The sequence below is a fragment of the Telmatospirillum sp. J64-1 genome (genome assembly GCF_006980715.1).
GTDB classification, from domain to species: domain Bacteria; phylum Pseudomonadota; class Alphaproteobacteria; order Rhodospirillales; family Magnetospirillaceae; genus Oleiliquidispirillum; species Oleiliquidispirillum nitrogeniifigens.
On sequence record NZ_SBHN01000002.1, the window covers coordinates 48,062 to 66,601 of the forward strand.

The 18,540-nt window shown below is 63.9% G+C and carries 22 protein-coding genes; 5 read left to right on the top strand and 17 right to left on the bottom strand.

Features of this window, described 5'->3' with window-relative positions; genetic code table 11:
• Positions 1–16: 16 nt before the first annotated feature.
• The 5 genes from metC to EPD66_RS02490 all read right to left on the bottom strand — a co-directional run bounded on the left by metC (position 17) and on the right by EPD66_RS02490 (position 4,304).
• The gene (gene metC / locus EPD66_RS02470) at positions 17–1,177 is read right to left on the bottom strand and encodes a cystathionine beta-lyase (RefSeq protein WP_142846898.1); all 1,161 of its coding nucleotides are present in this window, start codon (positions 1,175–1,177) and stop codon (positions 17–19) included.
• A 95-nt stretch (positions 1,178–1,272) separates the two neighbouring features.
• Positions 1,273–1,467 (bottom strand): entericidin A/B family lipoprotein, encoded by a 195-nt coding sequence (locus tag EPD66_RS02475; protein ID WP_255448340.1) that lies wholly within the window; start codon positions 1,465–1,467, stop codon positions 1,273–1,275.
• A gap of 149 nt (positions 1,468–1,616) precedes the next feature.
• Positions 1,617–2,474: a 3-mercaptopyruvate sulfurtransferase gene (sseA, locus tag EPD66_RS02480; protein ID WP_142846899.1), complete on the bottom strand. Its 858-nt coding sequence runs from the start codon at positions 2,472–2,474 to the stop codon at positions 1,617–1,619.
• Positions 2,475–2,511: 37 nt separating this feature from the next.
• Positions 2,512–3,516 carry a cysteine synthase A gene (locus EPD66_RS02485; RefSeq protein ID WP_142846900.1) on the bottom strand — a complete coding sequence of 335 codons (1,005 nt, stop codon included), beginning with the start codon at positions 3,514–3,516 and terminating at the stop codon, positions 2,512–2,514.
• Between the two features lie 131 nt (positions 3,517–3,647).
• Positions 3,648–4,304: an NUDIX domain-containing protein gene (locus EPD66_RS02490; protein WP_370511849.1), complete on the bottom strand. Its 657-nt coding sequence runs from the start codon at positions 4,302–4,304 to the stop codon at positions 3,648–3,650.
• A gap of 147 nt (positions 4,305–4,451) precedes the next feature.
• Here EPD66_RS02490 and EPD66_RS02495 point away from each other — a divergent pair, with 147 nt between their 5' ends.
• Together EPD66_RS02495 and EPD66_RS02500 are read left to right on the top strand one after the other, a co-directional pair.
• Positions 4,452–4,964 (top strand): bacteriohemerythrin, encoded by a 513-nt coding sequence (locus EPD66_RS02495; protein WP_142846901.1) that lies wholly within the window; start codon positions 4,452–4,454, stop codon positions 4,962–4,964.
• A gap of 46 nt (positions 4,965–5,010) precedes the next feature.
• Complete coding sequence (locus tag EPD66_RS02500; protein WP_221930856.1) at positions 5,011–5,448, top strand: response regulator; 438 nt, start codon at positions 5,011–5,013, stop codon at positions 5,446–5,448.
• A gap of 54 nt (positions 5,449–5,502) precedes the next feature.
• Here the strand turns inward: EPD66_RS02500 and EPD66_RS24520 are convergent, their stop codons facing one another.
• From EPD66_RS24520 to bioF, 6 genes are read right to left on the bottom strand one after another with little or no spacing between them, the layout of a single operon-like run.
• Positions 5,503–5,634 carry a hypothetical protein gene (locus tag EPD66_RS24520; protein WP_255448341.1) on the bottom strand — a complete coding sequence of 44 codons (132 nt, stop codon included), beginning with the start codon at positions 5,632–5,634 and terminating at the stop codon, positions 5,503–5,505.
• Positions 5,635–5,676: 42 nt separating this feature from the next.
• Entirely contained in the window at positions 5,677–6,984 is a 1,308-nt protein-coding gene (gene bioA, locus EPD66_RS02505; RefSeq protein ID WP_142846903.1) for an adenosylmethionine--8-amino-7-oxononanoate transaminase, read from the bottom strand.
• Positions 6,981–7,610, bottom strand: a complete 630-nt coding sequence (gene bioD / locus EPD66_RS02510) for a dethiobiotin synthase (RefSeq protein WP_142846904.1) — start codon at positions 7,608–7,610, stop codon at positions 6,981–6,983. The genes bioA and bioD overlap by 4 nt, the downstream gene beginning before the upstream one ends.
• Positions 7,601–8,365: a methyltransferase domain-containing protein gene (locus EPD66_RS02515; protein ID WP_185961216.1), complete on the bottom strand. Its 765-nt coding sequence runs from the start codon at positions 8,363–8,365 to the stop codon at positions 7,601–7,603. Before EPD66_RS02515 ends, bioD begins: the two co-directional genes overlap by 10 nt.
• On the bottom strand, positions 8,362–8,985 hold the full coding sequence (locus tag EPD66_RS02520; protein WP_142846906.1) for an alpha/beta fold hydrolase: 624 nt from the start codon (positions 8,983–8,985) through the stop codon (positions 8,362–8,364). The genes EPD66_RS02515 and EPD66_RS02520 overlap by 4 nt, the downstream gene beginning before the upstream one ends.
• Complete coding sequence (gene bioF, locus EPD66_RS02525; RefSeq protein WP_142846907.1) at positions 8,982–10,163, bottom strand: 8-amino-7-oxononanoate synthase; 1,182 nt, start codon at positions 10,161–10,163, stop codon at positions 8,982–8,984. The genes EPD66_RS02520 and bioF overlap by 4 nt, the downstream gene beginning before the upstream one ends.
• A gap of 134 nt (positions 10,164–10,297) precedes the next feature.
• On the opposite strand from bioF, the gene bioB reads away from it, so the two are divergent.
• A complete protein-coding gene (gene bioB / locus EPD66_RS02530) occupies positions 10,298–11,299 on the top strand; it encodes a biotin synthase BioB (RefSeq protein ID WP_370511850.1) in 1,002 nt (333 codons plus the stop codon).
• 38 nt (positions 11,300–11,337) lie between these two features.
• Here bioB and cydB read toward each other — a convergent pair whose 3' ends face one another.
• The 6 genes from cydB to EPD66_RS02560 form a co-directional block, all read right to left on the bottom strand.
• Positions 11,338–12,345, bottom strand: a complete 1,008-nt coding sequence (cydB, locus tag EPD66_RS02535) for a cytochrome d ubiquinol oxidase subunit II (protein ID WP_142846909.1) — start codon at positions 12,343–12,345, stop codon at positions 11,338–11,340.
• Positions 12,342–13,778 (bottom strand): cytochrome ubiquinol oxidase subunit I, encoded by a 1,437-nt coding sequence (locus EPD66_RS02540; RefSeq protein ID WP_142846910.1) that lies wholly within the window; start codon positions 13,776–13,778, stop codon positions 12,342–12,344. Before EPD66_RS02540 ends, cydB begins: the two co-directional genes overlap by 4 nt.
• Positions 13,779–13,926: 148 nt before the next feature.
• Complete coding sequence (locus EPD66_RS02545) at positions 13,927–14,133, bottom strand: hypothetical protein (protein ID WP_142846911.1); 207 nt, start codon at positions 14,131–14,133, stop codon at positions 13,927–13,929.
• A gap of 165 nt (positions 14,134–14,298) precedes the next feature.
• Positions 14,299–14,748 (bottom strand): PA2169 family four-helix-bundle protein, encoded by a 450-nt coding sequence (locus EPD66_RS02550; RefSeq protein ID WP_142846912.1) that lies wholly within the window; start codon positions 14,746–14,748, stop codon positions 14,299–14,301.
• Complete coding sequence (locus tag EPD66_RS02555; protein WP_255448342.1) at positions 14,735–15,655, bottom strand: lipid kinase; 921 nt, start codon at positions 15,653–15,655, stop codon at positions 14,735–14,737. Before EPD66_RS02555 ends, EPD66_RS02550 begins: the two co-directional genes overlap by 14 nt.
• 115 nt (positions 15,656–15,770) lie before the next feature.
• Positions 15,771–17,219, bottom strand: coding sequence for a DUF294 nucleotidyltransferase-like domain-containing protein (locus tag EPD66_RS02560; RefSeq protein WP_142846914.1), 1,449 nt, complete (start codon positions 17,217–17,219; stop codon positions 15,771–15,773).
• A gap of 163 nt (positions 17,220–17,382) precedes the next feature.
• On the opposite strand from EPD66_RS02560, the gene EPD66_RS02565 reads away from it, so the two are divergent.
• The gene (locus EPD66_RS02565; protein WP_142846915.1) at positions 17,383–18,189 is read left to right on the top strand and encodes an undecaprenyl-diphosphate phosphatase; all 807 of its coding nucleotides are present in this window, start codon (positions 17,383–17,385) and stop codon (positions 18,187–18,189) included.
• Between the two features lie 46 nt (positions 18,190–18,235).
• The gene (locus EPD66_RS02570) at positions 18,236–18,436 is read left to right on the top strand and encodes an HIG1 domain-containing protein (protein ID WP_255448343.1); all 201 of its coding nucleotides are present in this window, start codon (positions 18,236–18,238) and stop codon (positions 18,434–18,436) included.
• Positions 18,437–18,540 lie beyond the last annotated feature (104 nt).

Here is an 18,540-nt window from a genome sequence, read left to right on the forward strand (position 1 = left end):
ACGCCTTTTCAATTTCTTACGAAGCTTTTCTCATCCTCTCCAGGCCCTTCTCCAGATCCGCGATCAGGTCCTGCGGATCCTCCAGGCCGATATGCAGACGGATCACCGGCCCTTCGGCTTTCCAGTTGCTGGCAGTGCGCTGGATATGGGCGGGAATGATCAGGCTTTCGAAGCCGCCCCAGCTATAGCCCAGGCCGAAATGCTCCAGCCCGTCGATCAGCGCGGCCAGGGCGGTCTTGGAAACCGGCTTCAACTCCACCCCGAAAAGCCCTGATGCGCCAGAGAAATCCCGTTCCCACAAGGCATGGCCGGGGTCATCGGGCAGGGCCGGATGCAGGATGCGGGTGACTTCCGGGCGGGATTGCAGCCACCTGGCGACGGCCAGGCCGCTTTCCTGATGCTGGCGCAGGCGTGCGCCAAGGGTGCGCAGGCCGCGCAGGCCGAGATAGGTTTCCTCCGAACCTGCCGCATAGCCGAAAGCCGCCACCGCCGTCTTCACCTTCAGCCACAATTCCTCGGTGGTGGTGATGGTTCCCAGCATGGCATCGGAATGGCCGACGATGTATTTCGTTGCGGCCTGTACCGAAACGTCCACGCCATGGGCGAAGGGCTGGAAGAAAAGCGGCGAGGCCCAGGTATTGTCCATGACCACCAAGGCGCCGTGGCGATGGGCCGCTTCGACGATGGCGGGGATGTCCTGCACTTCGAAGGTCAGCGAGCCGGGCGATTCGACGAAGACGACCTTGGTGTTGGTGCGGATCAGGCTGTTGATTCCGGCTCCCACCAGCGGATCGTAATAGGTTGTTTCGATACCGAAACGGCGCAGGACGCTGTCACAGAATTTGCGTGTCGGGCCATAGACCGAATCCACCATCAGCAGATGGTCGCCCGCCGACAGCAGTGCCGTCAGGGCGCCGGTGATGGCCGCCAGACCCGACGAGGTGGCGATGCTGCGCCAGCCGCCTTCCAGGGCGGCGACGGCTTCCTCGAAGGCGAAGGTGGTGGGAGTGCCGAAGCGGCCATAGCGCACCCCTTCGAAGGGAGCCTTGCTCGACTCCTCGAGGGCGGCCATGGAGGGGAAGGTGATGGTGGAAGCCCGGTAAACCGGAGGGTTCACCGCACCATGTTGCTGCTCGGGATGACGCCCGGCATGAACGATGAGAGTGTCCTTTTTCATCTGGCCCCGGCAATGCGATCCAAGGAAGTGGGGCCGGCAGTTTGTCACCGGCACCCATGCAATGCCAGACCTTTACAAAATTTTCAGCCTGAGGGTCAGCGCTGAACGTCTCTGGCCTGTCCTTCAACGGCTCGGCCGGCAGCTTGGGTGTCCTCTCCCAAACCGGCCATAGTGTTGCAGCCCGAAAGCAGGGCGGCTGCGAGGAACATCACAACAGTAAAGGGAACGAGATAGGCACGATTATCCATGCGCACTGCTTTGCTGGCAGAGCGAGATTTGCGCTTTTCCATAATTCCTCCTCGCATTGTCGAAAAGGTGGCTGAGACAACACGTGGGGCTATGAAAAGCGCGCATCAACCACCCGATAGCGCGCGGAAGGGCTACTCGCCTTTATGGCAGGAGGAGTAGTCCAACTCTCCTATTTGCTTGCGGGCCGCCTTCAGCCCTGTTCCACGGGAGTATCGTCACGCAAGCCCCACTCGGCCCAGGAGCCGTCATAGACGGCCACATCCTCGCGTCCGAGCAGGTAAAGCCCCAAGACCAGCACGCAAGCAGTGACGCCCGAGCCGCAGGAAGCGACCACTGGTTTGGTGAAATCCACACCGGCTTCCTCGAAACGCGCCCGTAGCTGGTCGGCGGGCAGGAAGGTCTTGTCCTTGGGGTCGAACAGTTCCGTATAGGGAAGATTCAGGCTGCCGGGAATATGTCCGACCTTCTTGCCAGGCCAGAGTTCCGGCAGTTCCCCGCGGAAGCGCCCGGCGGAGCGGGCATCGATCACCTGTTCGCGCCCGGTCTGCAGATTCTGCTTCATCTGCTCGACATCGCGGACCAGGGTGGCGTTGGTCCGCGCGATGAAATGGCGATCGCGCGGCATGGGCGGCAGGTCCTCGATGGGGCGCTGCTCCTGCAGCCATTTCGGCAGGCCGCCATCCAGGACGGCCACGTCGCTATGCCCGAAAACGTGGAACATCCACCATACCCGCGCGGCGGCCGAGGCGCAGCCCGTGGCGTCGTAGACAACGACGCGGTTGCCGTTGCCCAGGCCGAGGCGGCGCACCCTGCTCGAGAATTTCTCGGGCGGCGGCAGCATGTGGGGCAGGGGATTGGTGCTGTCGGAAATCTCGTCGATATCGAAGAAGACGGCGCCCGGGATATGCCCGGCCTGGTAATCGGCCCGGGCATTCCGCTGCTGCGAGGGGTGGAACCAACTGGCATCGACGATGCGCACATCCGGCGCGGTGAGATGCTGCGCCAGCCATTCGGTGCTGACCAGGGCATCGGGTCGCGCATAATCCATGTCGGTTCCCCCTCTTCGTTTCGGCTTCTTATACCTGTCAATCCAGCCAGTCGGGCTGAGGCAGCTTATGCTCGCGCAGGAAGGCGGGATTGAAAAGCTTGCTTTGATAGCGCGTGCCGTAATCGCACAGCACGGTCACCACGGTATGGCCCGGACCCAGCTTCTGCGCGACCTTGATCGCCGCCATCACGTTGATGCCCGACGAACCGCCCAGCACCAGGCCTTCTTCCTTCACCATGCGGAAGATCATCGGCAGGGCTTCCTCGTCGGTGACACGGACCTGATCGTCGATGGGGGCGTCTTCCAGATTCTTGGTGATGCGGCCCTGGCCGATCCCCTCGGTGATGGAATTGCCCTCGGCCTTCAATTCGCCATTGGCGTAGTAGTTGTAGAGCGCCGATCCCATGGGATCGGCCAGCACCACCTTGACGTCGGGGTTACGCTCCTTCAGCGCCATGGCGACGCCGGCCAGCGTGCCGCCGGTGCCGACAGCGCAGGTGAAGGCATGGACGCTGCCGCCGGTCTGGCGCCAGATTTCCGGGCCGGTGGTGTGGTAATGGCCCAGACGGTTGGCGACATTGTCGAACTGGTTGGCCCAGATCACGCCATTGGGTTCGGTCTTCGCCAGCTCGTTGGCCAGGGTCTCGGAATAACGGACATAATTGCCGGGATTGGCGTAAGGAACCGCCGGAACCAGGCGCAGATCGGCGCCGATCAGGCGCAGCATGTCCTTTTTCTCCTGGCTCTGGGTCTCGGGCATGACGATGACGGTGCGATAGCCCAGCGCATTCCCGACGAGGCACAGGCCGATGCCGGTATTGCCGGCCGTGCCTTCGACGATCACGCCGCCGGGCTTGAGCACGCCACGCTGTTCGGCATCCCGCACGATGGCCAGGGCGGCACGGTCCTTGACCGAACCGCCGGGATTGAGGAATTCGGCCTTGCCCAAGATGTTGCAGCCGGTCATTTCGGAAGCGATCTTGAGGCGGATCAGCGGCGTATTCCCGATGCTGTCGAGAAAGCCTTCGCGGATGTCGAGCATGACTCTTCCCTGGTCTCTTGGCCCCCATTCCTTGTGTGGAATCACGGGCAATTTACGTGCTAGGCGGAGAGTACCGGCACTCTCTGCGCGGCGCAAGACCGAGCGCCCGGCCGTCTTCTGCGGGCGAGGTGCTATTGGTTCAGGCCCAATTCGTCCAGCCAGCGCCGTCGCAGCATGCTCCGGTTGAGGGCCAGCCATTGCAGGGCAATCAGCGTCATGGCGTTGTTTGCCCGGCCTTCGCCCAGCCAGGCGATGGCTTCGTCGGCCGGAACGACGAGGACGCGGATGTCCTCACCCTCGGATGCCACGCCGTGGATTCCGCCCAGATGCTCGCAATTCACCCGGCCGCAGAACAATTCCACGGTTTCAGAACTGCCGCCGGGCGACACCAGATAGCGGGCGATGGGCACCAGTTCGATCACCTCGCATCCGGCTTCTTCTCGCGATTCCCGATGCGCGACGCTGATGGCGGTCTCGCCTTCCTCGATGATGCCGGCCACCGGTTCGATCAGCCAGGGCGACCAGCCTGCCGCCAGGGCTCCGGGACGGAATTGTTCGACCAGGGCCACCTTGTCCCGGTCGGGATCATAGAGCAGCACGGCCACCGCATGGCCGCGCTCGAAGATCTCGCGGCTGATTTCGTCGCTCCAGCCACCGTCATGGCGCCGGTGGCGCAGGCGGTAGCGGTCGATGTGGAAATAGCCCTGATAGACCGTGCTGCGTTCAACGACTTCCACGTCCTCGCTGGTCACCATCATCTCCCTGAAGCCAAGAATGGGTTTACTCACCTATAGCGTGCTATGCGTGCTGACAAGACCGTTGAAATTTAGCAATATCCATAAAAACCATGTTATCTTTCGGGTCTTACCGGAAGCAAAAACCGGTTCGATGGGGGAGGCGGGGCATAAGAATCCGCCTTAAGAGAGGGTAAAAAAATGAACAAAAGCGCACAGACTGTCGCCAAGGAACAGGCCAGCGAACCATTCACCTGGTCCGACGCCTACAGCGTCGGCGTGCCCGAAGTGGACGCCGATCATATGGTGTTGGTCGAGCTGATTGGCATGATCGACGGCGCGGCCAGCGGCGAAGAATCCCAAATGGTCGTCAGCACCGTATTGAACGCGCTGTACGACTACACCGATTATCACTTCGAGCGGGAAGAGCGGATGCAGCGCGCCATCGGCTATCCCGACCATAAGGAGCACAAGCAGGGCCATGACCGGCTCAAGGAGCAGGTCATGGCCTATCTGCGCCGTTATCAGGAAGACCCGGCGCAGGTCGATATCGGCGAACTCGCCACCTTCCTGCGTTGTTGGATTGTCGAGCATATCCTCAGGGAAGATGCCCAGTACCGGCCCTATGCCGAAAACAACCCGAAGGCCAGCGAGGCGATGAAATCCATCGGCCTCGATTTCTTCATGGAAAAAACCGAAGACCTTCCGGCCTGAGGCCGGCACCCATACGGGATGGATGGGACCTGGGGGAGCAACAGAGATGAAGCTTCAGAATCTTCGAATCTTGATCGTCGATGACAATGCGAATATGCGCCGCCTGATACACACGATCCTGCGCAGCATGAATATCAAGGAAACCATGGAAGCCGGAAGCGGTGCCCAGGCCTTGGAAATCCTCTCCACATGGCAGCCAGACCTGGTGCTGGTCGATTACGTGATGGAGGGCATGGACGGCATCGAATTCACCAAGAAGGTGCGGTCCACACTGGATACGGACAACAAGCGCCTGCCGATCATCGTCGTCACCGGCTATGCCGACCTGCAGCGCCTGCATGCCGCCAAGGAGGCCGGGGCCAACGATTTCGTCGCCAAGCCCTTCACGACGAAGACGCTGATGCAGAAGATCGTCCGCGTCATGTCAAACGGCCTGACCTTGAAGGAAATGATGGAAGCCAAGCAGGCCGTTCCGGCGGGCTGATCCTTGCCATCCCCAGAGCCTGATGCGGCCCAGGCTCTGGGGATATGGCTCACCTCAGCGGAAGAACAGCCACAGCACCACCGCGCCGCCTCCCAGGAACAGAACCCAGAACAGCAGCCCTTCCTTGCGGCTGTAGGGACGGTGCGAATCAGGCGAGGGCTTTTCGTTCTCGGGCATTTCGGCCATGGGGGCTCCTTTGGGGCAGGCGAAAGGTCAGCAAACGGATTTTCAAAGATCGTCGAGGGCTTGGCCGATGACGTCCCAGGCCCTGTGCAGGTCGTCATCGGAGACGCAATACGGTGGCAGCAGGTAGACGACGTTGCCCAGCGGGCGCAGCAGCAGGCCGCGCTCATGGAAGAAGGCTTTCAGCTTCGGTCCGACGGCGGCGGCATAGCCGCTTTCGCCGCCGGTCACGTCGAGGGCGGCAATGGTTCCCATGACCCGCAGGCGGGAGGCGCGGCCATGGCCGGCCAAGCCCTTGATCCGGCCGCGATGAAGGTCCTCGATCTCCTGGCGTCGTCGCCGGCAGGACTCCGACAGGGTCAGGTCCAGCGAAGCGAGACCGGCGGCGCAGCCCAGCGGATTGGCGGTATAGGAATGGCCGTGCAGGAAGGCCCGGTCCAGGTCGCGGCCGAGGAAGGCATCGTGGATTTCGTCGCTCGCCACGGTCACTGAAAGCGGCAGGAAGCCGCCGCTGATGCCTTTCGACAGGCAGATCAGATCGGGTTCCACCCCGGCCCGCTGGCAGGCGAAGGTGGGACCGGTGCGGCCGAATCCGGTCATGACCTCGTCGAAGATCAGCAAGGCGCCTTCTTCCCGCGCCAGTTCGGCTAAGGCGCGCAGGAAGCCGGGGCGGCAGATGCGCATGCCCGAGGCTCCCTGGACCAGGGGCTCGATGATGAAACCGGCGAATTCCCCGGGATGGGCGCGCAGGATCGCCTTGACCGCATCCAGGGCCGCTTGCTCCTTGGCCGCGGCCTCTTCGTCGCCGTCCCAGGTTGCGGGGAAGGGGGCGAAATGGACGGGAAAGAGCAGCCTTTCCCAGGCACGGAAATAGCCCGAGGAGGCCCCGGCGGACATGGCGCCCACGGTGTCGCCGTGATAGCCGCCCTCGAAGGCGATGTAGCGGGTGCGCTGCCCTTGGCCTTTGTTGTCCCAGTATTGCAGCGCCATCTTCAGCGCCACTTCCACGGCGGTCGAGCCGTTGTCGGAATAGAAGACCTTGTTCAGCGCCCCGGGCAATTCCTCGGCCAGACGGGTAGCGAGACGCACCGCCGGTTCATGGGTGAAGTCGGCGAAGATGACCTGTTCCAGCTTGCGCGCCTGGGCGGCGATGGCCTCGGCGATGGCGGGATGGGCATGGCCGTGCAGATTGACCCACCAACTCGACACCAGATCCAGGAAGACGCGCCCGTCGGCCGCATGCAGCCGCGCGCCTTCTGCCCTTTCGATGACGATGGGAGGCGGAGCGGTGCCCGCCTGGGTGAAGGGATGCCAGACATGGCGCCGGTCCTGAGCCGACAGGTCGGTGGTCATGAATGCAATGTCTCCAGCGGCGGCGGGGCAGGCAGGTTCATGATCGCCTCGTCGTCAGGCGAGGGAAGATGGGGAAGCTGCGCCAGGACCGGCACGCGGCCGTAATATTCGATAGCCAGCACGTTATGCGGATCCAGGGGGCCGTTCACCACCACGCCCAGGATGGGCAGTCCGCGCGCCCGGATGGCCTCGAGCGTCAGCAGCGTGTGATTGATGGTGCCGAGCGTGCTGCGCGCCACCACCAGGGCCGGCAGACCGAGCCGGGCCATCAGGTCGATGATGAAGGCCTGATCGTTGAGCGGCACCATGACGCCGCCAGCGCCTTCCACCACGATGGGATGGTGGGATTCGGGCAGGGTGAAGGCGTCCAGTTCGATCTTCACGCCTTCCCGGCGGGCGGCTTCATGAGGCGAAAGCGGCTCGACCAGGGCATAGGTGGAAGGATGGACCCGTTTCAGGGGCAATTGCGCCAGGCGCATGACTTCGGCGGAATCCCAGCCCTCGACGGTGCCGGATTGGACGGGTTTCCAGTAATCGCAGTTCCAGTGACGCACCGCCCAGGCGGATACGAAGGTCTTGCCGACGCCGGTATCGGTGCCGGTGACGAAGACTCCTTTTATCGGCATGGCTCTGCCTCGAAGCTGCCATAGAGAATGTGATAGGTGACCGTGGCGCTGTCTCCCAACCGGCGCAGCACCTTGCGGAACGCTCCCGGCGCCAGGGGCCGGTAACCGGGATGGGGCGTCTGGGCGCCGATGTCTTTCAGCCCGCGCGCGAAGCTGTGGGCGTCGGGATGGTCCATGGGAATATGCTCTTCCTCGACCCTGCCGCGTCCGCCGGAGGGCCATGCGATCTGCTCCGCTCCCGGATAGGCGGGTGTCCCGCAGGGCAGGCCCAGCTCGTCGTGGGCCCGGCGCCATTCCAGGAAACTGTCCCGCCCCATGGTGGCGAAGACCAGGGCTCCGCCCGGAGCCAGCAGCGCCGCCAGCCGGGCAATGGCGGCGTTGAGGTCGCCAAACCATTGAAAGGCAAGACTGGAAACGATCAAATCGAAACCGCTCGGGCAGAATTCAGGAAACTCGCCATCCATGATGCCCCAGGTCACCCGGGGGGCGTCAATGCTTGCACGGCTGCGTTCGATCATGCCCGGCGACAGATCGGTCAGCAGCCATTCCCCGCCGGCAATGCGGGACAGCAGGGCGCGGCTGAGCAGCCCGGTGCCGCAGCCGATTTCCAGCACATGCGGATCGGCGGGCAGGGGACGGCGGCAAATCCTGTCGGCCAAGCGTTCGGCCACGAGACGCTGGAGCCGGGCCGCCCCCTCGTAGGATCCGGCGGCGCTGGAAAAGGCGCGGGCAATGCCGTCCTTGCGCCCGCTCATGCCAGTTTCCCGAGGAAGGCCCGGATATGGGCGGCACACCATTGCGTATGCGTCAGGGGCAGCAGATGGCCCCCGTCCGCGGCTATTTCGACCCTTTCGAAGGTCGCGCGGTTCATGGCTTCCGGCAGGATGGGGTCCTGCCCGCCCGCCAGGGCCAGCAGCGGCAGATCCGCCAGGGCCTCGCGTTCGTCCACGCTGCCCAGGAAACGCAGCCCGGCTTCCAGGGCGTCGGGCCGCAAGCCCGTGCAATCGGGCTCATCGATGCCGCAGCGGCGCATGAAATCGGTATAGACGGCACAAGGATGATCGGCGAAGCGGCTGATCATGCGCTCCAGCAGACGGGGGGGCACACCTTGCGGGAAATCCGGGGCGGCGGTGAAGCGGGCGAAGCCGTTGATGGCGACCAGCCCGGCGAAATCCCGCCGTCTTCGCAGCGCCCAAGCAAAGCCCAGGGAATGCCCGACGGCGACGACCGGGCCGGGGGGCAGGGCGGGCTGATGGGGCGGGGCGACATGGCCCAGATCGACCGCAAGGCTCGGCACATCCTCCAGCGCCTGCGCCAAAGGCTGCCAGAATTCTGCAGAGAAACCCCAGCCATGGATGAAGCACAAGGTGGTCATGAGGCGCCGGCCAGATCCGTCACGACGGCGATCAGGCGTTCCACGTCCTGGTCGCGATGCTTGGCCGACAGGGCGAAACGGATGCGGCTGGTGCCGGAGGGAACGGTGGGGGGACGGATGGCGATGCCCAGGATGCCCTCGTCCTCCAGCGCGCGGGCAACCGCCAAGGCGCGGCTTTCCTCGCCCAGGATTACCGGAATGATCTGCGTGCTCGATGGGCCGGTATCGAGCCCGGCGGCCTGGAAGTCCCGGCGCACCTTTTCGCCCAGCGCCGCCAGGCGAAGGCGCTCGCCGCCCAGTTCCGGGATCAGGTCAAGCGCCGCGTCCATGGCCCCCAGCACCGAGGGCGGCAAGGCCGTCGCATAGATCAGCCCGGTGCAGCGGTTGACCAGATAGTCCCGTACGGCGGAGGAACAGGCGACATAGGCCCCAAAGCTGCCCAGGGCCTTGCTGAAGGTGCCCATCACCAGGCCGATCCGTCCGGCCAGCCCCTCGGTCAAGCCGAAGCCGTTCTCGCCCAGGACGCCGGTGGCATGGGCCTCGTCGACATAGAGGAAGGCTCCGTAACGCTCGGCCAACTCCACCAGGGCGGGGATGTCGGCGCGGTCGCCGTCCATGCTGAAGACGCTCTCGGTCAGGATAAAGCGCGCCGCCTTCTCGCCCTGATGGGCCTTCAGCAGGTCTTCCAAGTGGTTCAGGTCGTTATGGCGATAGCGAATCTGGCGCAGATTGGCCGCCGCCAGTCCCATATGCATGCTGGCATGATTGAGGCGGTCGCAGAAGGCCAGCGGCTCCGCCCCCCAGACCTGGCGGTCCAGCAGGGCCGGAATGACCGAGGCGTTGCATTGATAGCCTGAAGCCATCACCAGCGCCGCCTCGCTGCCCTTGCCGGCGGCGATCTTGGCCTCGACGGCCTCGAAGGGAGCGATATTGCCGCAGACGAGGCGCGAGGCCCGGCTGCCCGCGCCCCAGGCCTCGGCGAAGCGGAAGGCCCGTTCCACCAGGGCGGAATGACCGGCCAGGCCGAGATAATCGTTGGAAGAGAAATTGATGTATTCGCGCCCTTCGAGGGAAATATGGGCGCCGTCCACGCCGTCGACATTCCTCAGCCGCCTCAGACGCCCCGCCTTGTCGAGGGTGTCGAGATGAAGCCGCAACGCCTGGTCGAAATCGCTCATGCCCCTGATCCGCTTTTTGAAGACCTGCCTTCTAGAGGCTTTTCACGACCGTTGCAAAGGTGCTCTTATACTGTCAATTTTCCGACCCGCCCGCTGGGGCGGAAAAATAACGCCAGAGGATGGGAGTACCGCAAGTGTCGGCAAGCGCAACCGCCATCGGTGACGTCGAGCAAGTGCAGCCTGTCGGGGCCGAGCGCCGTCAATGGTCTTTGGATGAGATCATGGCGCTGTTCGAGTTGCCCTTCAACGATCTGTTGTTCGAAGCACAAACGATCCACCGCCGCCACTTCGACCCCAACCGCATCCAGATGAGCCGCCTGCTGTCGATCAAGACCGGCAGCTGCCCCGAGGATTGCAACTACTGTCCGCAAAGCGCCCATTTCGACACCGGCCTCGAGAAGGAAAGGCTGATGAAGGTCGAACAGGTGCTGGAAGCCGCCCGCGCCGCCAAGGAAGGCGGGGCCACCCGCTTCTGCATGGGCGCGGCTTGGCGCGGCCCGCGTGGCGAGGATTTCGAGACCGCCCTGGCGATGATCGAAGGGGTGAAGGGGCTGGGCCTGCAAACCTGCGCCAGCTTCGGCCTGCTGTCCTCGGAACAGGCGCGTCAGCTCAAGGCCGCGGGCCTGGACTACTACAACCACAATGTGGACACCTCGGAAGAGCATTATTCCGAGATCATCACCACGCGCAGCTATCAGGACCGCCTCGACACGCTGGCCCATGTGCGCGATGCCGGGATGCATATCTGTTCCGGCGGCATCGTCGGACTGGGCGAGCAGCAGCAGGACCGGGCGAAGATGCTCCAGACGCTCGCCAACCTGCCCAAGCCGCCGGAAAGCGTGCCGATCAACCTGTTGATCCCGATTCCGGGCACCCCGCTGGCCGAGGCCGAACGCCCCGATCCCTTCGATTTCATCCGCACCATCGCCGTGGCGCGTATCCTGATGCCGACCTCCTATGTCCGCCTCTCGGCCGGGCGCGAGGATATGAGCGACGAAATGCAGGCCCTGTGCTTCCTGGCCGGAGCCAACTCGATCTTCTGCGGCGAGAAGCTGCTGACGGCGAAGAATGCCGCACCGGGGCGGGACAGGTCGCTGTTCGACCGCCTGGGGCTGAAGCCCGAAGGCGCTGCGTAAGACGGCAAAAAGGGCGGCTCGGGCCGCCCTTTTCCTTGTCAGTGATAGCCCTCATCCACCTTCGTCTTGCCGCGGAACACCCAATAGGCATAGGCGGTGTACCCCAGGATCAGGGGCAGCAGGATCAGCACCCCGACCAGCAGGAAGACCTGCGAGGCGACACCAGAAGAGGCGTCGTAGATCGTCACGGCGCGCGGCACCACATAGGGCCACAGGCTGACCCACAAGCCGATGAAGGACAGCAGGAACAGCCCGATCGAATAGAGGAAAGGCGTCCGTTCCGCCTTGCGTTGCAAGGAAGTCCACAAGGCCAGCACGACTCCGGCGGTGACGATGGGCACCGGCGAAAGCCACAGAAGATTGGGCCAGGTGAACCAGCGCGCGGCGATATCGCTGTCGATCAGCGGCGTCCAGACGCTGACGGCCAGGATGGCCATGGCCACCGCGAAAAGCAGCTTCTTGGCGACACCATAGCACCACTCCTGAAGCGGCCCTTCGGCCTTCATGATCATCCAGGTCGCACCCAGCAGGGCATAGCCTGCCACCAGGGCGAAGCCGGTCAGGACGCTGAAGGGCGTCAGCCAGTCGAACAGGCCGCCGGTATATTCGTAATTCTCGACCTGGAATCCCTGGATGAAGGCGCCCAGGATGAGGCCCTGGAAGAAGGCCGCGACGGTCGAGCCGACATTGAAGGACATCGACCACATGAAGCGCGAGCGGAAGGCCTTGTGGCGGAACTCGAAGGCGACGCCCCGGAAGACCAGGGCGAACAGGAACAGCATCACCGGGATGTAGAGGGCTGGCAGCAACACGCTGTAAGCTACCGGAAAGGCGCCGAACAGCGCGGCTCCCCCCAGGATCAGCCAGGTCTCGTTGCCGTCCCAGACCGGCGCCACGCTGGTCATCATGGTGTCGCGCGCCTGGTCGTTCGGCGCGAAGGGGAAGAGGATGCCCAGTCCCAGGTCGAAGCCATCCAGGATCACATACATGACGACACCCAGCACGATCACTGCCGACCAGACCAGGGCCAAGGTTTCGGCGGTCATCGGCGATTCTCCTCGTTCGCGCGGTGCTCGGGTGGGGAATGTTCGTTACCCGGCTCGGGCAGCCACAGCGTGAGGAAGCCGATCCGGCCCTTGGACTCGCCGCGATGGGGCAGGGGTTCGTCGTAATTCGGCCCCTTCAGGACGACGCGCCACAGGTAATACAGGAAGGCGATCATCAGCAGGTTGTAGATGACGATGAAGGGGAGGAAGGACGACCACACCGCTCCCGCCGTCAGGGTCGGCGTCAGGGCGTCTTCGCGCCGCAGGATGCCCTGGATCACCCAGGGCTGACGCCCGACCTCGGTGGTCACCCAACCGGCCAGCATGGCGACGAAGCCCAAGGGAGAACACAGCAGCACCAGGCGCTGGAACCAGCGGGCATCATACATCCGCCCCTTGCGGCGCATATACAGGCCGATCATCGCCACCAGGAACAGCAGGAAGCCGATCCCGACCATGATGCGGAAGGAGAAGAAGACCACCATCACAGGGGGGCGGTCTTCCGGCGGAACCTCGCGCAGCCCCTGGATGACCCCGACTGGGTCATGGGTCAGGATCCAGCTTGCTCCATAGGGGATGCCGATCTCGAACAGGTTTCGCTCGCCGATGGCATCGGGCCAGGCGAACAGAAGTAGCGGCAGGCCGGGGCCGGTCTCCCAGATGGCCTCCATCGCCGCGATCTTCATGGGCTGGTAGGCCAGGGTGTTCAGGCCGTGCAGGTCGCCGAGCAGGATCTGCAGGGGTGCGGCGACCGCCGCCGCCGCCAAGCCCAGCGAGAAGCCGTGCCGGGCCAGTGGGACATGGCGGTTCTGAAGCAGGTGCAGCGCCGAGACACCGGCCACCACGAAGGCGGTGGTCAGCATGGTGGCGCCCAGCATATGGGTGAAGCGATAGGGGAAGGACGGATTCCAGACGATGTCCCACCAACTGCCGACGATCAGCCGGCCATCCTCCAGCTGGATATGGCCCGTCGGCGTATGCATCCAGGAATTGGCCGACAGAATCCAGAACATCGAGATCAGGGTGCCCAGGGAGACCAGGCAGGTGGCGGCAAAATGCAAGCCCGGCGGCACGCGCCGCCAGCCGAACAACATGATCCCCAGGAAACCCGCTTCCAGGAAGAAGGCCGTCAGCACCTCATAGCCCAACAGCGGTCCCAGGATGTCTCCGGCCACATGGGACAGGCGGCTCCAATTGGTGCCGAATTGGAAGGACATGACGATGCCGGTGACCACGCCCAGACCGAACGCCAAGGCGAAGATCTTCGACCAGAAACGGTAGAGCCGGAACCAGATCTCGTTGCGCGTCTTCAGCCACAAGGCCTCGACCGTGACCAGGAACAGCCCGAGGCCGATGGTCAGGGAGGGGAACAAAATGTGAAACGCGATGGTAAAAGCGAACTGCCAGCGCGACAGCAGAAGCGCGTCATCCATTAATCGAATCGCTCCGCCCGATTGCCATGTGCCGGAGACGTGGCTTGACAGGTGAAGGCCATCAAGATCCCTTCACCTTACGGGTAGTACGATTATAAGAGGTGCAGCCGGGCCTCCTTCGCGCGCAGGCCGGCCCGGCTGGATGCCTTCAGTTCAAGCGGCGGAAGAATTTGGGATCGCCCAGGGCCGGCACCGATACGGTCAGGGATTCATAGGAATCGCCTTCCTTATCGAGATAGGCGTGCGGCGGTTCCGACGGCAATTGAAAGATGCGCGAGACCACCCAGACGGCGCTCTGGAAATTGCCGGTCTTCTGGAAACGGTCGCCAATGGCGATTTTCTGTTTGTTGAACACGTCCAATACCTCCCACAGACAGGCTCTGGTCCGGTGGCAATGCACGCGAACGCGAGTACCAAATTTCGTGTCTCCCGCTCCATCGATCCATAACCGAGAAGGAGGGAGGAGACACGAATTCGGTAGGGGGTGGTCCAACCTATGGGATTGCGGAAAGAGAGGGGATCACGGAAAAAGGCGGGTGCGCAAGGCTGCCAGACGTCCAACCGAGGCCGTCACATCGCCATGATAGCGGGTCAGGATATCCCGATCCTCGGCCCGCAGGTCCACCGTGTTCAGCGCATGGGCCATCTTGGCGGCGATCCGCCCGTCGGCCCGTTCGCATTCCTCCAGCAGCGCCAGGCGCGGGTCGCGGGCAAAAGCTGCCCGGATGCGGGTCAGCAGCCGTTCGGCGGCCCCCAGATTGGTGTCGCGGTCACGCGGCCTTTCGCCCATGCGGCGCACCTGGCGCTTCAGGACTTCCGCCATCTCCCGGCGCTGCATGGCCAATTCCGTGAAAAGGGCGGACATTTCGGCATCCTCGGTCGCCGCCGCAGCCTCTTCGTAATCCTCCCAGGCGTCGTTGCACAGCGAGATCAGTTGGTCCAGCGTCAGTTCAAGATCATCGCGTAACATCCGTCACCTCCTTGCGTCGCCGAGCCGCATAATCCGGCGCCACCAGGACGGGCAGCGCCGCCGGCACGACGCGGAAGCGTGCCGGGGTGGTCGTGGTCAGTTCTCCATCGGTATTGACGGGCTGCGGATGCCTGGTGGTGATCGTGATCGCCTGGCCGCGCAGCATATGCACCCCCGAAGAATGGCCCTGGCGGCCGCTGCGCAAGGCAAGGGCCAAGGTAAAATAGCCCCACAGGCTGCGCGGCCGGATGGCATAGAGGTCGAGGCTGGCATCGTCGATACCGGCATCTTCCGATACCCTCATCCCGCCACCGTAATAGCAGCCGTTGCCCACGGCGATCTGCACCGCCTTCAGGCGCAGATGCATGTCGTCGCATGTGACCTCGGCTGTGAAGGGCCTGGCTTCGCGCAGGGCCTCCAATGCTTTGACCGGATAGCCCAATATCCCCCAGCGCCGTTTGACCGCCGGGTCCAGCTTGTTGGTCATATGCGCACTGATCCCGAGGCTCGCCACATTGAAATAATGCTTGCCGTTGACCCAGCCCAAATCCACCGCATAACTGACGCCATTTGCCAGGCTGTGGATGGCATCCAGCGGATCTTGCGGCAGACCCAGGGTGCGGGCGAGGTCGTTTGCCGTTCCCAGAGGCAGCACGCCCAAGGGCTTCCGCACCTCCAGCAGGGCTTCGATGGCGGTGTTCATCGTACCGTCGCCGCCCCCCAGGATGATCACATCGGCTTCCCCGCCATGCCGTCGCACCAGTTCGGGAATGCGGCCAGGGTCCTGCGGACTTTGGAAGATCACGTCCCAGCCCGTTTCGCGCAGGGATGCGCGCGCCTCCGACATATCGGCATTGCCGTGTCGGCAGTGGGGATTGACGATCAGCAGGGCGGTCTTGCGGGGCACGATCATCCATGGCGCAGAAGGAGCCGCATCGGCATCAGCGAAGGTGAGAACGCGCCAAGACCGCCTTTGTTCCACTCTCTCTGAGGAAGGGCGGAAGAAAGGAGAGAAGAGGGCGCTATTGCATCAACGCCATGCCGCCCAGCAGGCTTTTCAGCATGCGCAGCCGTCGGAAGGACTCCTTCAAGCGCCGTCTCGTGTCGCGGGGCAGGCGGCGGGGTTCGATCAGTGCCGAGGGGCGCTGGCCGTTCTCAAGATCGAGCAATTGCTGTTCCAGGATCAGGCGCATCATCAAGTCCAGGATATCGGTCAGGTCCCGCAGGTCGTCCTGCTGCAGCTTCCCCTGGGCTGCCAGCATACCGAAGCGCTCCGCCGTGCCGGTGGCGGTAATGGCCGAACGCACCGCCTTGGCCCGGGCGGCGCTGACCAGGGGCAGCAGGCCGAACTTCTTGGCGTTCAGGCGACCGCGCTTGGTCGCGAACTGGCCGAAGAGACCCAGTGCGTTGTCCTGCCTGGAGGCATTGAAGGCGAGGAATTGCAGGAAGAATTCCGACTGACGTGCGGTGTCCAGGGCCAAGCCGCGCAATTCCTCGGCCAACTGCCGATCGCCATGGACCGGCTGGAAATCGAAGAAGATGTCGATGTTCAGTACTTTCTGCTCGCTGGGGGCGAAGACCCAGCTGCGGATTTCCCGCTGCCATTCGTCAAGGGAGCGGCGCCATTCCCGGTTCCTGGCCATCACGCCGCCATTGCAATAGGGCAGGCCGGCGGCATCGAGCATGTCGGCAACGCGCCGTCCCATCTCGGCGAACCACAGATCGTCGCGTTCGTTGCCCTGATGCACGATGGCATTATCCTGGTCGAAGGCCAGCAGGCTCTCCCCCCGGCCGCCCGATCCCAGCACCAGCAGGGCCCAGCGGGCAGGGGCGGGGCCCCAGCCATCCTCGGTCATGCTCCGTTCGGAAAGCTGCGCCGCCCGTGCCGTCAGGTCGCGCACCACTCCGGAAATCACGGCAGCGACATTGCGCGCCGACACGCCTTCGGCCAGAAGCCCCCGGGCGACGCGGGGCAGGGTGGCGCGGGCCTGGGCCAGTTCCTCCACCCGATCGGCTTCCTGGATGGAATCGCCGATGGCCAGGGCTTCGCTGGAGCGTATCTTCAGCAAGGCCCGCCCCGTCACCATGCCCAGCGGGCGGTTCTCGTCGTCCACCACCACCAGATGGCGCAGGCCCAGCCGCGTCATGCGGCCCAGGGCGACGAATAGGAAGGCATCGGCGGGAACGCTGTGGACCGGGAAGGACATGATCTCGCCCAGCGGCAGGTCCAGGGCCGCCACCCCCTTGCGCGAGACCAGCCCCAGCAGGTCGCGTTCGGTGAGGATGCCCGCGCAGCGTCCTTGCCCGTCGGTGACCACCAGCGAGGAGACCCCTTCGGCATACATGCGCTTGCAAGCCTGCTGGAGCGTCATCGCCGCATTGCCGGTCACGGCGGGACTTGCCATCACGTCTGCCAGGCGATGGCGATAGGCGAAGCTGTCGATACGCGAAAGCGGGGCGGAGTCGATCATCGCGGGCAAGTCCCCTCCGGAAAGATGGACATGCCCCAGGTTCCGCCGAGAGGCGGCGGGCGGCAAGAAGATTCACACAGATCTCGCGGACGGTTGCCTTTGGCCAAGGGGCAAAGCATGATGCTGCGCCACTACTCCTCCCGCCTGCCCTGGATTGCCCTCAATGGACATCATCCTGCTTCAAGCCATCCTTCTCGGCATCGTCGAGGGGCTGACGGAGTTCATCCCGGTTTCCTCGACAGGGCATCTGATCCTGCTGATCGACCTGATCGGTTTCCAGGGCCCGGCGGGGCAGGTGTTCGAGATCGTCATCCAGCTCGGGGCGATCCTGGCGGTCTGCTGGCTCTATCGCGAGCGGCTGGTGCGGACGGTGGTCCATATTCCCACCGATCCGGCGGCGCGAAACTTCATCCGCAATATCGTCGTGGCCTTCCTGCCCGCTGCCGTGCTGGGGGCGCTGTTGCACGACTTCATCAAGACCGTGCTGTTCTCGCCCTATGTGGTGTCCGTCGCCCTGATCTTGGGCGGGGTCGCCATCATCCTCATCGAGAAGACGGTCAAGGAGCCGCGCCACCACGAGATCGAGAAATTCTCCTTCGGCCTGGCATTGAGGATCGGCCTCGCCCAGGCCTTGGCCATGATTCCCGGCGTTTCCCGTTCCGGCGCCACCATCATGGGATCGCTGCTGATGCGGGTGGACCGCAAGGCGGCCACGGAATTCTCCTTCTTCCTCGCCATTCCCACCATGCTCGGCGCGACCGTCTACGATCTTTACAAGAACTGGGCGGTCCTGGACGTCGAGAACGCGATGGTGATCGCCGTCGGCTTCCTGTCGGCCTTCGCGGCGGCCTTCGTCGTGGTGCGGGCGGCGGTGGCCTTCATCAGTCAGCACGGCTTCATTCCCTTCGCCATTTACCGCATCTTCATCGGCGTCGTGATGCTGGCGCTGCTGCTTTCGCAAGGAAGTTGACTTCGGCCCGGTTGCACCCCGGCCGGACCTTACCCACATGGAGACAATGAGCATCCTCAACATCCTCCTCGGGCTGGCTCTTGCCGCGTTGGTCGCGATCCTCTTCACGGGGATCGCGGCCTTCGCGCGTGGGGGCGAGTTCCACCGCCGTCACGGCAACCGCATGATGAATCTGCGTGTCGCCACCCAGGGACTTGTCCTGCTGATCCTGGTCCTGATCATCCTGACCAAAAGCCTGGGCAGCTGACGTCCTTCTCTTCCCGCGGCATAGCGCGTTCTGGTTGTTGCAAAGCATACCCGGGCAGGACATGCTCAGATGCTGCCCTGGCTTTTCGGGCTAGGCGGCCACTG

Bases quoted from the DNA above. Each gene is read 5' to 3' on its own strand.
- metC (WP_142846898.1), bottom strand. From the start codon at position 1,177: ATGAAAAAGGACACTCTCATCGTTCATGCCGGGCGTCATCCCGAGCAG.
- EPD66_RS02475 (WP_255448340.1), bottom strand. From the start codon at position 1,467: ATGGAAAAGCGCAAATCTCGCTCTGCCAGCAAAGCAGTGCGCATGGAT.
- sseA (WP_142846899.1), bottom strand. From the start codon at position 2,474: ATGGATTATGCGCGACCCGATGCCCTGGTCAGCACCGAATGGCTGGCG.
- EPD66_RS02485 (WP_142846900.1), bottom strand. From the start codon at position 3,516: ATGCTCGACATCCGCGAAGGCTTTCTCGACAGCATCGGGAATACGCCG.
- EPD66_RS02495 (WP_142846901.1), top strand. From the start codon at position 4,452: ATGAACAAAAGCGCACAGACTGTCGCCAAGGAACAGGCCAGCGAACCA.
- EPD66_RS02500 (WP_221930856.1), top strand. From the start codon at position 5,011: ATGAAGCTTCAGAATCTTCGAATCTTGATCGTCGATGACAATGCGAAT.
- EPD66_RS24520 (WP_255448341.1), bottom strand. From the start codon at position 5,634: ATGGCCGAAATGCCCGAGAACGAAAAGCCCTCGCCTGATTCGCACCGT.
- bioA (WP_142846903.1), bottom strand. From the start codon at position 6,984: ATGACCACCGACCTGTCGGCTCAGGACCGGCGCCATGTCTGGCATCCC.
- bioD (WP_142846904.1), bottom strand. From the start codon at position 7,610: ATGCCGATAAAAGGAGTCTTCGTCACCGGCACCGATACCGGCGTCGGC.
- EPD66_RS02515 (WP_185961216.1), bottom strand. From the start codon at position 8,365: ATGAGCGGGCGCAAGGACGGCATTGCCCGCGCCTTTTCCAGCGCCGCC.
- EPD66_RS02520 (WP_142846906.1), bottom strand. From the start codon at position 8,985: ATGACCACCTTGTGCTTCATCCATGGCTGGGGTTTCTCTGCAGAATTC.
- bioF (WP_142846907.1), bottom strand. From the start codon at position 10,163: ATGAGCGATTTCGACCAGGCGTTGCGGCTTCATCTCGACACCCTCGAC.
- cydB (WP_142846909.1), bottom strand. From the start codon at position 12,345: ATGACCGCCGAAACCTTGGCCCTGGTCTGGTCGGCAGTGATCGTGCTG.
- EPD66_RS02540 (WP_142846910.1), bottom strand. From the start codon at position 13,778: ATGGATGACGCGCTTCTGCTGTCGCGCTGGCAGTTCGCTTTTACCATC.
- EPD66_RS02550 (WP_142846912.1), bottom strand. From the start codon at position 14,748: ATGTTACGCGATGATCTTGAACTGACGCTGGACCAACTGATCTCGCTG.
- EPD66_RS02560 (WP_142846914.1), bottom strand. From the start codon at position 17,219: ATGATCGACTCCGCCCCGCTTTCGCGTATCGACAGCTTCGCCTATCGC.
- EPD66_RS02565 (WP_142846915.1), top strand. From the start codon at position 17,383: ATGGACATCATCCTGCTTCAAGCCATCCTTCTCGGCATCGTCGAGGGG.
- EPD66_RS02570 (WP_255448343.1), top strand. From the start codon at position 18,236: ATGAGCATCCTCAACATCCTCCTCGGGCTGGCTCTTGCCGCGTTGGTC.